The 12,747-nt window shown below is 62.8% G+C and carries 10 protein-coding genes and 4 tRNA genes; all 14 read right to left on the minus strand.

The window, feature by feature from the left end; genetic code table 11:
* Positions 1 to 21: 21 nt before the first annotated feature.
* A complete protein-coding gene (locus tag O3675_RS02250) occupies positions 22 to 1,095 on the minus strand; it encodes an ABC transporter substrate-binding protein (RefSeq protein ID WP_371570692.1) in 1,074 nt (357 codons plus the stop codon).
* Positions 1,096 to 1,479: 384 nt separating this feature from the next.
* Positions 1,480 to 2,181, minus strand: a complete 702-nt coding sequence (gene rpe, locus O3675_RS02255; RefSeq protein WP_315259728.1) for a ribulose-phosphate 3-epimerase — start codon at positions 2,179 to 2,181, stop codon at positions 1,480 to 1,482.
* 54 nt (positions 2,182 to 2,235) lie between these two features.
* Complete coding sequence (locus O3675_RS02260; RefSeq protein ID WP_371570696.1) at positions 2,236 to 4,179, minus strand: RsmB/NOP family class I SAM-dependent RNA methyltransferase; 1,944 nt, start codon at positions 4,177 to 4,179, stop codon at positions 2,236 to 2,238.
* Positions 4,176 to 5,144: a methionyl-tRNA formyltransferase gene (fmt, locus tag O3675_RS02265; RefSeq protein ID WP_371570698.1), complete on the minus strand. Its 969-nt coding sequence runs from the start codon at positions 5,142 to 5,144 to the stop codon at positions 4,176 to 4,178. Before fmt ends, O3675_RS02260 begins: the two co-directional genes overlap by 4 nt.
* Before the next feature lie 6 nt (positions 5,145 to 5,150).
* Positions 5,151 to 5,756 (minus strand): peptide deformylase, encoded by a 606-nt coding sequence (gene def, locus O3675_RS02270; protein WP_371570701.1) that lies wholly within the window; start codon positions 5,754 to 5,756, stop codon positions 5,151 to 5,153.
* Positions 5,757 to 6,077: 321 nt separating this feature from the next.
* Entirely contained in the window at positions 6,078 to 6,926 is an 849-nt protein-coding gene (locus O3675_RS02275) for a cytochrome (protein WP_371570703.1), read from the minus strand.
* Between the two features lie 108 nt (positions 6,927 to 7,034).
* A tRNA-Val gene (locus O3675_RS02280) sits at positions 7,035 to 7,109 on the minus strand.
* Positions 7,110 to 7,356: 247 nt separating this feature from the next.
* Positions 7,357 to 7,429, minus strand: a tRNA-Glu gene (locus tag O3675_RS02285).
* Positions 7,430 to 7,451: 22 nt separating this feature from the next.
* A tRNA-Gln gene (locus tag O3675_RS02290) sits at positions 7,452 to 7,523 on the minus strand.
* 505 nt (positions 7,524 to 8,028) lie between these two features.
* Positions 8,029 to 8,104, minus strand: a tRNA-Gly gene (locus O3675_RS02295).
* Positions 8,105 to 8,367: 263 nt separating this feature from the next.
* A complete protein-coding gene (locus O3675_RS02300) occupies positions 8,368 to 8,805 on the minus strand; it encodes a hypothetical protein (RefSeq protein ID WP_371570705.1) in 438 nt (145 codons plus the stop codon).
* Positions 8,806 to 8,807: 2 nt separating this feature from the next.
* Positions 8,808 to 10,319: a glutamate--tRNA ligase gene (gene gltX / locus O3675_RS02305; protein ID WP_371570707.1), complete on the minus strand. Its 1,512-nt coding sequence runs from the start codon at positions 10,317 to 10,319 to the stop codon at positions 8,808 to 8,810.
* 57 nt (positions 10,320 to 10,376) lie between these two features.
* Positions 10,377 to 11,129: a fumarylacetoacetate hydrolase family protein gene (locus O3675_RS02310; RefSeq protein ID WP_005507404.1), complete on the minus strand. Its 753-nt coding sequence runs from the start codon at positions 11,127 to 11,129 to the stop codon at positions 10,377 to 10,379.
* A gap of 280 nt (positions 11,130 to 11,409) precedes the next feature.
* Entirely contained in the window at positions 11,410 to 12,507 is a 1,098-nt protein-coding gene (locus O3675_RS02315; RefSeq protein WP_371570710.1) for a branched-chain amino acid aminotransferase, read from the minus strand.
* Between the last annotated feature and the right edge of the window lie 240 nt (positions 12,508 to 12,747).

Here is a 12,747-nt window from a genome sequence, read left to right on the forward strand (position 1 = left end):
GGGGTGTTCAGAACAGGGCGTTTAGAGCGGAAGCGCCTTCTTGACGTCTTCGATAATGCCCTCGAGCAGTAGCGGGCCGCCGGTGGAGGTCCACTTGGAGCCGTCCACGAGAATCACGTGGTCGTCCTTGACTGCCTTCAGGTTGGTGAAGCCGGAGGTTTCCTTCGCCTTATTCAGTGCTTCTTCGGCGCCCTGCAGACCTGCGGAGCCCTGCGCGTTCGGGTTCTGCTGGCTTGCGCCGCCGAGGGTGCCCAGGAACATGTAGTCCGCGTCGATGGTTGCCAGGTTCTCCAGGGAGACGGGCTCGGAGTGGCCCTGACCGTTGCGATCCTGCGACTCGGGGCGCTTGAGGCCCAGGTCGTTGAGTACCTGGCCGGCGGGCAGTTCCTTGAGAATCAGGGCGGGGCCGTTGCCTGCCCAGCGGACGATGGAGAAGGTCTTGTCGCCGTACTTGGGGGCGAGCTGATCCTTCAACGTTGCGGCGCTTGCCTCGTATGCCTTGATGACTTCTTCGCCCTTGTCGACCATGTTCATGGCGTTGGCGACGTTGCGGAAGTTGATGCGCCAGTCGCCGCCCGCGTAGCCGCAGTAGACCACGGGGGCGATCTTCTTGAGGGTTTCGTAGGTTTCGGAGCGCTTGTCCACGCCGGTGGAGTCGACCAGAATCAGGTCGGGATCAAGGTTGCCGATCTGCTCGTAGTTGACCTGGGCGACGGTGCCGATGATCTGCACGCCCTTGGCGCGGTCGGCAAGGTAGTTGGGCACGCCGGACTGGCCGCGACCGGAGACGGAACCGACGGGGGTCACGCCGAGGGCAAGCAGGCCGTCGAGGGTGGGCTCAGAGAGGACGATAACCTTCTGCGGGTTGGCGGGAACTTCTACATTCTCGTCATCAATGTCCTTGATGGTGCGGGTGCCGCTGTTGCCGCCGGAGGTGGAACCGCCGGAAGTGGTGGTCGTGGTGGTCTCGCTGCTGCATGCTGCGAGGGCGAGAGCAGCCGAGGAGGCGAGCGCCAGGCCGAAGAAGGCGCGGCGGTTAACGCCCGATGCGCCGTGGTTTTCGGCGTCGGTCAGCTCGGTTCGGTTGAAAGACATAGTTCCCCCTAGATATGACTAAACTATACCTAACCTTACAGATATCTGAGTGTTACATCAAGGCGGGTTCAGCTTGGCTTCTCTGACCGTCAGGATGCCCGGTTTTACCGCGGAATTGCGCGGGTTAACATATTTCACGTTTTGTCATAGTCTTGCTGACACTATGTCATTTAAAAGGGTGGTCCTCCCCACCCTACACCCGCTTGACGGTAACTTCGCCTACGCACCCAAGCGCATACAAAACGCCCCGCCGCGAAGAGCCGCGACGGGGCGCAGTCTTCACAACGGGGCGTATGAGGTTTTATGGGTGCGGGGTTATAGATGCGGGCGCCGGATCAAGGCACCGGATTCAGAACGCAGGGGTACCGTTACCGGCAAGCACCGCTAGCAGCCGCAACCGCAACCGGCGCCGGAACGCTTGACCGATGCGGCCGCCGCACGCAGGGAGGCGATTGCCGCCTCCGGACCGCCGAGCGCCTCGTCCACACCGTAGACCGAGCTACCGGCAACGAAGCAGGTTGCGCCCGCCTCCGCGGCACGCAGGATGGTCTCTTCGGTGATGCCGCCATCCACCTGCACGGTCACCGGCAGGTTCGCGCCCTCAATCGCCTTGGCGGCGCGGGCGATCTTTGGCAGGGTCACGTCCAGGAACGCCTGGCCGCCGAAGCCGGGTTCCACGGTCATGATCAGCAGCATGTCCAGTTCGCCGAGCATGTCCAGGTAGGGTTCCACAGCGGTTGCCGGGCGCAGCGCCATACCCGCCTTCGCGCCCTCAGCACGCAGGGTGCGCGCCAGCTTGATGGGGGCGATAGCCGCCTCCGCGTGGAAGGTCACCGATTCGCAGCCCATGCTGGCGTACTGGGGCGCCCAGCGGTCGGCGTCCTCAATCATCAGGTGCACATCGAACGGCACCGGGGAGATTTCGCGCAGACGCTTGACCACCGGCGGGCCCCAGGTGAGGTTGGGGACGAAGTGGTTGTCCATCACGTCAATATGCGCGGCGTCTGCGGTGGAAATGCGCTCCAGCTCGCGCTGCAGGTTCGCGAAATCCGCCGAGAGAATCGACGGGTTAATGGCAATACCCATGGGGTTCCTTTCAAGTCCGTACCGTATGGCGGGTGATGCTAGGCGGTGAAGCGGCTAGTTCTTACGCAGCAGGGCGAGGAACATGGCGTCGGTTCCGTGTACGTGCGGCCACAGCTGCGCGGTGGTCGGGTTCTCCGAAGCCTTCACGACCGGCGCCCCCTTCTTGACCTTGATCTCGGGGGTATGGCCGGGGTCCTTCTCCCCCGCCAGCACGCTCACGGGTTCGCCGTTCGCGCCTTCGGTATGCAGGGCGACTTCGCGCAGTGCGGCGGCGGAGTCAAGCAGGCTGACCGCGCCGCTTTCGAGTACCTCGGCAACAATGTTCTGGGTTTCTGCCGCGTGCGGGGAGCAGGTCACGTAGGCGATAACACCGCCGGGGCGGGTCGCCTCAATGGCTGCATCCAGGAGCTGACGCTGCAGGGGCAGCAGCTCAGCAATATCGCGCGGGGACTTGCGCCAACGCGCCTCGGGGCGGCGGCGCAGGGCGCCCAGACCGGAGCAGGGCACATCCACCATGACGCGGTCGAAAAGCTGACCGGGCTCAATGGATCCGGGCAGGTCGGATGCGTTCTTGCGCAGGGTCTCACGGATCTGGCGGCCGTCGCCGGTGAGCACCGCGTAGCTATCCTCGGGCAGGGGGCGCATGGAGGATTCCACGAGCTGCGCGCGGTGCGGTGCCGCCTCGTTGGCAACCAGGGATGCGCCGCGCTGAATACCGAGCGCGCCGAGGAGCGCCGCCTTACCACCGGGGCCTGCGCACAGGTCGAGCCATGCGGTGTCGGTGCCGTCCAGGGGTGCGGCGGCGAGCGCGCGTGCCACCAGCTGGGAGCCGGCATCCTGCGCGCGGACGGTGCCTTCACGTACGGATTCCAGGCGCGCCAAGTCGCCGGAGGCGTACAGCGCCGAACTTTCAACCAGCTCGCCGTCGACGGCGCCCTGTTCGCGTGCCTCGTCGAGGCTACCCAGGCCGGGCAGCGCAACCAGGTTCACCACGGGGGCGAGGTTGTCTGCTTCGAGCAGCTGCTCAATTTCGGAGGCGGGGCGGCCGTGCGCGACGAGTGCCTGGCGCATGGAACGCACAATCCAGCCGGGGTGCGAGGCGAGCAGCGCCATGCGCTCGGTGTCGTCCTTCACGTCCTCGATGATGAGTTCGTACCATTCTTCGGGGGTGCGCTCGGAGACACGGCGCAGCACCGCGTTGATGAAGCTTGCCGGGCCCGCACCGATCTTTTCGCGTGCCAGGGACACGCTCTGGTTCAGTGCCGCGTGGGCGGGAACGCGCATGTTCAGCAGCTGGTGCACGCCCATGCGCAACACGATCAGGGTGGTGGTGCCGACCTTCTCGATAGGGCGGTCTACGCAGCGGCTGAGGATTGCGTCGTAGGTGCCCTGGTGGCGCAGCGTGCCGTAGGTCAGCTCGGTGGCGAAGCCTGCGTCGCGGTGGTCGAGGCGGTGGCTACGAATCGCCTTGGGTAGCACGAGGTTCGCGTAGGCGTCGGATTCCGCTACGGAGCGCAGTACGTCGAAGACGGTTGCGCGTGCGGTGTCTGCGGTACGCGAGCGTGCGGAGGGTGCCGCCGCGGAGAATTCGCGGGCGGACATGGAGCGGCGGTTGCGTTCGTGGCCGCTCTTATTGCGCTGGGAGGTGCCGCCGCCACCGCGTTTGGTGTCGTCGTGTTCGGTCTTGGCGCGGCGTGCGGCGCGTTCGACGCTGGTCAGGCCGTCAAAGCGGCGGCCGGTACGCGATTCGGTACGCGATTCGCCGCGGGAGTTGCCATCCCACTTCTGCGGGCGGCTCTGCTCGCTCACACCAGAGCCGCTGCCAGCGCCGGAGCGGCGGCGACGCTTACGCTTCGCACCGCCTTCACCCTGACCGCCGCCCTGATTGAACTTACCCTGACCGCTACCCTGGCTGAACTTGCCGTTGCCGGGCTTGCCATTGCCAGCATGACCGGGCTTGCCGTGTCCTCCCTTGTAGGGGCGCTTTTCGTTGCTCATGCGAGTACCACCAGGCCTTCCGCCATGTCCTTGCCAGCGCCGCGAGCCCACGCGGGCGCATCCATCATTTTTTTACCGGCAGGCTGAACCTGCAGCAGCATCAGGGGTTCGGTACCGGTGCCCACGAGTACCTTCTTCGCGTGCAGACGCACCGCACCGGGTGCGAGGGGGCCGCCGTTCGCCTCGGTCAGGGACTGCACCAGGCGCTCGTCAGCAACCGCCAGACCACCGATCTTGAAGCGGTTTTCGCCCAGTTCGCACCATGCGCCAGGTTCGGGGGTCACGCCGCGGAAACGTGCCAGGATCTGCTCGGCGGGCTCGGTCCAGGTGAGGCGGCCGTCAGCAATGCTCATCTTGGAGGCGTAGCTAACCGACTCGTCCTCGACCTGCACGGTGCCGTTCTCGCCCGCTTCGAGGCGTTCGAAGGTGCGTTCAAGCAGCGCGCCGCCGCTGGTTGCGAGGCGCATCAGCACGGTGCCTGCGGTGTCGTCGGCGGCTACGGGGGTGGATTCCTGTTCGAAGGTGGGGCCGGTGTCCAGGCCTTCTTCGAGCAGGAAGGTGGTGGAGAAAATTTCTTGCTCACCGGCGATGAGGGCGCGCTGCACGGGGGCGGCGCCGCGCCATGCGGGCAGCTTGGAGAAGTGCAGGTTGACCCAGCCGTAGCGCAGGGATTCGAGCGCGGGCAGCGGCAGCAGGGCACCGTAGGCGACCACGGCGGCTGCGTCAGCGTTCAGCTCAGCGATGGATGCGGCGGCTTCGTCGTTCCAGCGGTTTGCCTTCACGATGGGCAGGCCGAGCTCCTCGGCGCGCTGCGCGACCGGGGAGGGAGTGAGCACGCGCTTGCGGCCCACGGGGGCGTCTTCGCGGGTGAGCACGCCGACCACGCGCACCTTATCGGAGTTCGCCAGGTAGTCGAGCGGGGGCACAGCGACGTCGGGGGTGCCTGCGTAAATGATGTTGAGCATGTGAGCCTACTTTCCGAAGCTACCGAAGGAGGAACCAGCAGAACCGGCACCGAACGCGCCACCTCCGCCGAAAGCACCGCCCACGCGGGTTGCACGCTCGGTCATGGTCTTCGCGGCGACAGTGTTGTAGTCTGCGGCGCGCAGGGCACGCATCACGCGCTGACGGTCTTCACCTACGAGGCGGTCGATGAACATCTTGCCGTGCAGGTGATCGGTTTCGTGCTGCAGCATGCGCGCGAACAGGCCCTCCCCCTCCAGCACGAGGGGTTCGCCGTGGCGGTCCACTCCGGTCACGCGCGCCCAGTTCTTGCGCGGGGTTGCGGACTTCTGGCCGGGCACGGACAGGCAGCCTTCGCCGCCTTCCTGGTCTTCTTCGCCGACTTCGAGCACGGGGTTGATGATGTAGCCTTCGCGGTCGTCAATGCCGCCGAAGGTGAAGATCTGCTTGGAGATGCCAACCTGCGGGCCGGCAAGGCCCACGCCGCCCACGTCGTACATAGTTTCTAGCATGTCGTCGATGAGTCGTGCCAGGTCGTCGTCGAAGACGGTGATGGGGTCGCAGACGCTGCGCAGCACCGGGTCGCCTACGGTGCGGATGCTCAGGATGGTCATGGTTCTCCTTTGCCGGCGGTGTGCCGGGAATGTGCTTACGGATTTCAATACGGCGGCAGAACTGCGCTGGCGGTTTTTCCCAGTAGCGGGTTCTTCACAGCGGGCGCATTCTTCACAGCAGGTGCGCCGTTCTGCCTATTGTTCTATTGTCGCCGATTCAGTAGCGCGAATCTAGAACGAATCGAGGCGCTGGGGGTGGAGGCGGCAGGGTGAGGGCTGAGCCCCACCTCGCTGAGCCCATCTCCCTAGGCTCACCTCCGCAGGGGTTTGAGCCTCTCCCCTATGTTTTTCTTCCATACCTTCAACGGACGGGGTATTCCCCTATACCGCGGGCGGCGGTACTACGGGCATGAGCGCGGGGTCTTCAAATTCTTGGACCTGGCGGTCGAATTCCCAGACGCGGCGCAGCGCGCAGAACTTGTACCAGTTACGTTCGAGCACGGCGGGGTTCGCCTGCTGCGGCAGCACCTGCGTTTCGCCGAGTGCCACGCCCATGAGGACGGGCGCGTCACCGTATTTCCAGGGTTCCCAGGTGCCTTCGTCGGGGTCGACGATGGATTCTTCGGCTTTAAGTCCGGCGACGAGCTGCATGACGACTTTTTCGTCGAGTGCTTTGACGCGGCCGCGTTTGTCGGTGCCTTTGGTTTTGTAGTCGATGATGCAGGTTCGGCCTGCGATTTCTGCGACGAGGTCGAGGGTGCCCGCGTAGCCGACGGTGTCGTTCCAGATGGTGACTTCGGCGGCGAGGGGGCGGGGTTTGAACGCTTCCCACCATTCGTCGAAGCGGTCGGCGTAGGCCTGTTCGCCGTTCATGATGAGCTGTTCGCGGCTTTCGTCGAGGTTGTGTTCGCGTCCCATGGCGCGCAGGGCGACGTTTTCGGCGTAGTTGTGGACGCGGTCCCCTCGGGCGGCAGCTGCGTCGCGGTATCGTTCGGAGGCGCTGGCTGCGTCGCGGATGATGGCGAATTTGAGGCCGTGGGATCCGGTGGCGCGGTATGCGCGCTGGTCTTCGAGGGCGGCTTTGGCGGCCATGTACCCGTGCCAGCCGCTGAGGTCGTTGGCGTGCTGCCCGATGACGGTGGTGATGGAGGGGACGAGGAGTTCTCCTCCGCGGACGCGCGCGTACATGCGTCCGTAGTCGGTGGCTGCGGCGAGTTCGGGTGTTGTCACGGGGTACCTCATTCTCGGGTGGTTGTGTCCGCGGCTGGGTTTGTACTGCTTGTGGGCACAAATACCGGTGGGCATAATAAAACCCCCGTTCCTTGAAACGGGGGTTATTGGTGCGTGATACTGGGTTCGAACCAGTGACCTCTTCGGTGTGAACGAAGCGCGCTACCACTGCGCCAATCACGCTTACGGATAAGACTATACCGAGGCTTGGCGTGAAGGTCAAATTTTGCGCTCCCCTTTTTTCTTCCCGTTTCTTTCCCGCCGAGAAGCCACTTGTGTTTCGAAAAGCCACAAAAATAGTGGCTTCTCGAAACACTTGTGGCTTTTCGAGGAGTATGCGGTGGCACCGTAGAATCTAAAAAATCATCCGACAGATACAAATATAAACAAAAAAGCCTGGCTTCCGAAGAAACCAGGCTTTTTCCTAGTGTGACCCCAACCGGATTTGAACCGGTGTTGCCGCCGTGAGAGGGCGGAGTACTAGGCCGCTATACGATGGGGCCGCAACCTCCGTTAGGAGGTTAGCTGGGATACCAGGACTCGAACCTAGAACAAAGGAACCAGAAACCTTCGTGTTGCCAATTACACCATATCCCATTACTCTATTGAGTTACCGTTCCGTTTTTCACCTTTCGGCTTTTCACCGGAACGAGTAATAACTATACGGGTCTTTCTGGAGGCGTGCAAGCCGAAATCTGGAGAGCCGCCTCACATTCACGGTTTTACACCCGCTACTTCCGCGTGTTTCCGGGGTTTTTGGGGTTAAAAAGTTTTTTAAATTTCTTCAAAAAGAGGGTTTTGGGGCCGATCTTCACCCTTCAAAGCAGCTTCTAGGGGGCTCGGAGAGCAGTTTTACCCCCTCCCCTGCACGCTTTGCATCCCAAATTTTTTTGAAGATTTTTCGTGCACCGCCTCCCGATAGCCAGATGACCGGGCAGTCAGGTTGTCAGATAGCCCGGTAGCCAGATAGCCAAAGCAGTCTGGCAGTCAACCCACCCAAGCAACAACCTCGGGAAAGATCGCAGGACCCCCGCCCCGCACCTCCAAAAACTAAAAAACCAGAGACAACGAAAAAGCCCCGAGGCGAACCTCGGGGCTTCAGTGGAGCGGTTGACGAGACTTGAACTCGCGACATCCACCTTGGCAAGGTGGTGCTCTACCAACTGAGCTACAACCGCATGTTTTTGCTTTGAACTTTTCAGTTCGTCGCAACAACAGGTACTACTATACGAGCCTTTGCCGGGGTGCGCAAACCAAATTCTTGTCACACTCCTCCAAATGGAGCCATATTCACCCATATAAAACATACTGACTAGTAGTTTTACAGGAAACACCCATCACAAAAAATATTCTCAAATTTATGAAAAATCCCCTTATCCACCGGGTTTCTTCAGACCTTTCGGTCGTCAGATTCCCGCTGGATAAGGGGATTCTCTAGAGCTTAGTCGCTGCTACCACCAGAGTCGCCTCCACCGGAATCGCCGCCGCCAGAGTAGTCGGAGCTGCTGTAGCTGCTGTAGTCCGAACTGCTGGAGCTGCTGGAGCTTCCGGCGTCGAAGTCGCCTGCGTCCGGGTCGGGGCCCGGGTCCACGAAGTCGTCTTCTTCGTCCGAAGAGCCAGAAGAATCCGAAGAATCAACAACAGACGACGAGGTGCTCACGTCGCCGCCACGAGCCGCGTTCTGCATGGCGCGTGCCTCCAGGAATGCGGTCACGTAGGCGAGCGCCGCACCGGCAATAATGATGACGACCATCCACACAGAGCGGTCAAAGCCGGCAATGTAGGCGAACAGCCAGATAATGCAGGCGTTGGTGAGCGCCATGAGGGTGCCCTTGAGCAGCGCCTTGCCGATGATGGATTGGTTATTCGGCTGGCTCATGGTTAGCTCAGTTCAGCGGCAAGCTTGCGCAGGCGTGCGAGGGAGGATTCCTTGCCCAGAATCTCCATGGATTCGAACAGCGGCGGGGAGATGCGCTCACCGGACACTGCGATGCGCACGGGGCCGAATGCGAGGCGCGGCTTGATTTCCAGGCCATCGACGATTGCGGCGCGTAGGGCTGCCTCAATGTTGGCTGCGGTGAAGTCCTCGAGGGGCTCCAGAGCCTCGATTGCGGCTGCGAGGACCTGCGGTGCGGATTCCTTGAGCTGCTTGCGTGCGTCGTCTGCGGTGCTGATTTCTTCGTCAGCCTTGAAGAGGAATGCGAGCAGGCCGGGTGCTTCGCCGAGCAGCTGCATGCGCTCCTGGACGAGGGGGGCAGCTTCGGTGAGGACCTGCTCTTCACGCTCGGTGAGGGTTTCGCCGAGTACGCCTGCGGCCTGCAGGTACGGGATGAGGCGGTCGCGGAAGTCCTTGGGGTCGAGCGCACGGATGTGGTCGCCGTTGATGGACTCTGCCTTCTTCACGTCGAAGCGTGCGGGGTTGGCGACAACGTCGTGTACGTCGAAGTGCTCGACGAGCTCGTCGATGGTGAAGACGTCCTGGTCTGCGGAGAGAGACCAGCCCAGCAGGGACAGGTAGTTCAGCAGGCCTTCCTTGATGAAGCCGGAGTCGCGCAGCAGGAAGAGGTTCGACTCGGGGTCGCGCTTGGAGAGCTTCTTGTTGCCCTGGCCCATGACGTAGGGCAGGTGGCCGAATTCGGGGATGAAGCTGGTCACGCCGGTGTCGACGAGTGCGCGGTAGAGCGCAATCTGACGCGGGGTGGAGGAGAGCAGGTCTTCGCCGCGCAGCACGTGGGTGACGCCCATGAGCGCGTCGTCAACGGGGTTCACGAAGGGGTACAGCGGGTCGCCGTTAGAGCGGACGACCACGTAGTCGGGCACGGTACCGGCCTTGAAGGTGATTTCACCGCGAACGAGGTCGTTGAAGGTGATGTCTTCGTCGGGCATGCGCAGGCGCCACACGGGCTTACGGCCCTCGGCGCGGTAGGCTTCCTTCTGCTCTTCGGTGAGGTTGCGGTCGTAGTTGTCGTAGCCGAGCTGCGGGTCCTGACCGGCTGCCTTGCGGCGTTCCTTCACCTCGTCGGGGGTGGAGAAGTCTTCGTACACGTAGCCGCCTTCAACGAGCTTTTCGAAGATCTCGTTGTAGATGCCTGCGGTCTTACGCTCGGACTGGCGGTAGGGCTCGTGGGGGCCGCCGACGCCGACGCCTTCGTCCCAGTTGATGCCGAGCCAGTGCAGGGATTCGAGCACCTGGTTGAACGACTCTTCGGAGTCGCGTGCTGCGTCGGTGTCTTCGATGCGGAAGATCAGCTTGCCGCCGGTGTGGCGTGCGTACGCCCAGTTGAAGAGGGCGGTGCGGACCATGCCCACGTGCGGGGTGCCGGTGGGCGAGGGGCAGAAGCGGACGCGGGTGTCTGCGGGGCTGTTGAGTACGGGACCGTGGTATTCGGTCATGATGTCTCCTTGACGGTGTGTTTCAGGATGTACGTTACGTTTTTGGGGGCGGGCTGCTTAGTCGCGCACGCGGGTGACGAGGGAGCCGATACCTTCGACTTCGACCTCTACTTCGTTGCCGTCACGCAGTACGCTGATGCCGGCGGGGGTGCCGGTGAGCAGTACGTCGCCGGGCAGCAGGGTGAAGATTTCGGAGGCTGCGGCAACCTGTTCGGCTACGGAGTAGTGCATTTCGGAGGTGTTGCCTTCCTGCACGACGTCGCCGTCAACCCAGGTGGTGATGTTCAGCGAGTCGGTATCCAGATCGGTTTCGATCCAGGGGCCGAGCGGGGTGGAGCCGTCGAAGCCCTTGGCGCGGGTCCACTGGCGGTCTTCGAGCAGGTCGCGGGCGGTGAGGTCGTTTGCCACGGTGTAGCCGAAGATGACCTCGTGCACGCGCTCAAGAGGCACGGACTTGGCGATACGACCGATAATGACGGCGAGTTCACCTTCTGCGCTGACGGCTTCGGAGTACTCGGGCAGGGTCACGGGGTCGCCGGGGCCAATCACGGTGGTGTTGGGCTTGAGGAAGAACTGCGGGGAGGCAGGTGCCTCGGTTCCTGCCCAGTTTGCGATCGCTCCAATCACCTTGGAGCGGGGGATGATCGGGGCGAGCAGGCGCACCTGGTCGATGGGGTAGGTGGTGCCGGTCGGTTCGATGCCCGAGTAGAAGGGGTCGCCGGCGAGTACGCGCAGGGTTTCTTCGCCTGCGTCGCCTTCTACCAGCCCGAAGTGGAGCTCATTATTTACGGTAAATCGTGCAATACGCATACTTTCTAGGGTACCAGCCTTCGAGGGTGTGAGCGGCGGGTCGGGTTTTATCGAGGGGCGGTTTATCGAGGGGCGGCGGCGGGGTGCGCCTCCCCTCCCCTGTCCTCACGCTATCAACGCCGCGCGCAATACTCGCCGAGCACAGCATCACCGGGCACAGCATTTACCGAGCACCTCATTTTCCGGGCACAGCGAATCCCCGCGGGTTGCTCGCCGCGCGACGTGCGGAGTCGGGCGGGGCATCCTGCGGGGATTTCGCTGGTTACGTTAGATTCACGTTTTAGATGAGGCGGGTCATCCAGCCGTGGCGGTCCTCAACGGTGCCGAGCTGAATGCCGACGAGCTCTTCGCGCAGGCTCTTGGAGATTTCGCCGAAGTGCTCGGTGGGTGCCGGGATTTCGAAGTCTTCTGCCTTGAGCTTGCCGATGGGTGCGACCACTGCTGCGGTGCCGCAAGCGAAGATTTCGGTGATGTCGCCGTTTGCCACGCCTTCACGCCATTCGGTGAGGGTGATTGCGCGCTCTTCGACGGTCATGCCGCGGTCCTTAGCGAGCTGAATCAGCGAGGAGCGGGTCACACCCTCGAGGATGGTGCCGGTCAGTTCGGGGGTGACGATCTTGTTTTCCTTGCCGAAGATGAAGAACACGTTCATGCCGCCGAGCTCTTCGATGGCGTCGCCGCGGTGCGGATCCTTGAAGATGACCTGCTTGCAGCCGTGCTTTTCACCCTCGGTCTGGGCAATCATGGATGCCGCGTAGTTACCGCCGCACTTTGCCGCACCGGTACCGCCTTCGCCTGCGCGGGCGTAGGTGGTGGAGAGCCAAATGTCCACGGGTTCGGGGGTACCGAAGTAGTTACCTGCGGGCGAGCCGATCACGTGGTACTGCACGTGGCGTGCGGGGCGAACGCCGAGGAATGCCTCGGTTGCGATCATGAAGGGGCGGAAGTAGAAGGCTTCACCGTCGCCGGTGGGTACCCACTGCTCGTCCATCTTCACGAGTTCGCGCAGGGATTCGATGAAGGTCTCGGCGGGCAGCTGCGGCAGGGAGAGGCGGCGTGCGGAGTTCGCGAAGCGTGCCGCATTCTTTTCGGGACGGAAGGTCCACACGGAACCGTCAGCGTGACGGTAGCCCTTGATGCCTTCGAAGATTTCCTGGCCGTAGTGGAACACGGATGCTGCGGGGTCGAGGACGAGCGGGCCGTAGGGGTGAACTCGTGCGTCGTACCAGGTGCCGCCGGTCTTGTAGTCGCCTTCCCAGTCGATGGTGACCATGTGGTCGCTAAAGTAGTCACCGAAGCCGGGGTTTGCGAGGATTTCGGCGCGGCGTTCGGCGGTGGCGGGTGACTGGTTTGCTTCGTGGCTGAATTCGGTTGCCATCGTTCTGCGTTCCTCTTCGTCTAGTTGCCTCTGTGGGCGTTCTTTGAGTGGCGGTTCTCGCGGCGGGGCGAGGGACCGGTGTGTGCCGCCGGGCGCGTTGTCGTGCGGGGCAGATGGTGCATCTAGCGGTCTGTGCTAGTTGGATGCATCAAAGCTAGTGGTGGATGGTGTCCACCGCCGAGGTGCCGGGCGGGTGTGCCTGACCTGTTTAGAGTACCGGAAAGATGCGTTTGCCGCATG

This window comes from Rothia sp. 27098_8_27, from assembly GCF_041432805.1.
Classification (GTDB): domain Bacteria; phylum Actinomycetota; class Actinomycetes; order Actinomycetales; family Micrococcaceae; genus Rothia; species Rothia mucilaginosa.

Bases quoted from the DNA above. Each gene is read 5' to 3' on its own strand.
- O3675_RS02250 (WP_371570692.1), bottom strand. From the start codon at position 1,095: ATGTCTTTCAACCGAACCGAGCTGACCGACGCCGAAAACCACGGCGCA.
- O3675_RS02315 (WP_371570710.1), bottom strand. From the start codon at position 12,507: ATGGCAACCGAATTCAGCCACGAAGCAAACCAGTCACCCGCCACCGCC.
- O3675_RS02310 (WP_005507404.1), bottom strand. From the start codon at position 11,129: ATGCGTATTGCACGATTTACCGTAAATAATGAGCTCCACTTCGGGCTG.
- def (WP_371570701.1), bottom strand. From the start codon at position 5,756: ATGACCATCCTGAGCATCCGCACCGTAGGCGACCCGGTGCTGCGCAGC.
- fmt (WP_371570698.1), bottom strand. From the start codon at position 5,144: ATGCTCAACATCATTTACGCAGGCACCCCCGACGTCGCTGTGCCCCCG.
- O3675_RS02260 (WP_371570696.1), bottom strand. From the start codon at position 4,179: ATGAGCAACGAAAAGCGCCCCTACAAGGGAGGACACGGCAAGCCCGGT.
- gltX (WP_371570707.1), bottom strand. From the start codon at position 10,319: ATGACCGAATACCACGGTCCCGTACTCAACAGCCCCGCAGACACCCGC.
- O3675_RS02300 (WP_371570705.1), bottom strand. From the start codon at position 8,805: ATGAGCCAGCCGAATAACCAATCCATCATCGGCAAGGCGCTGCTCAAG.
- rpe (WP_315259728.1), bottom strand. From the start codon at position 2,181: ATGGGTATTGCCATTAACCCGTCGATTCTCTCGGCGGATTTCGCGAAC.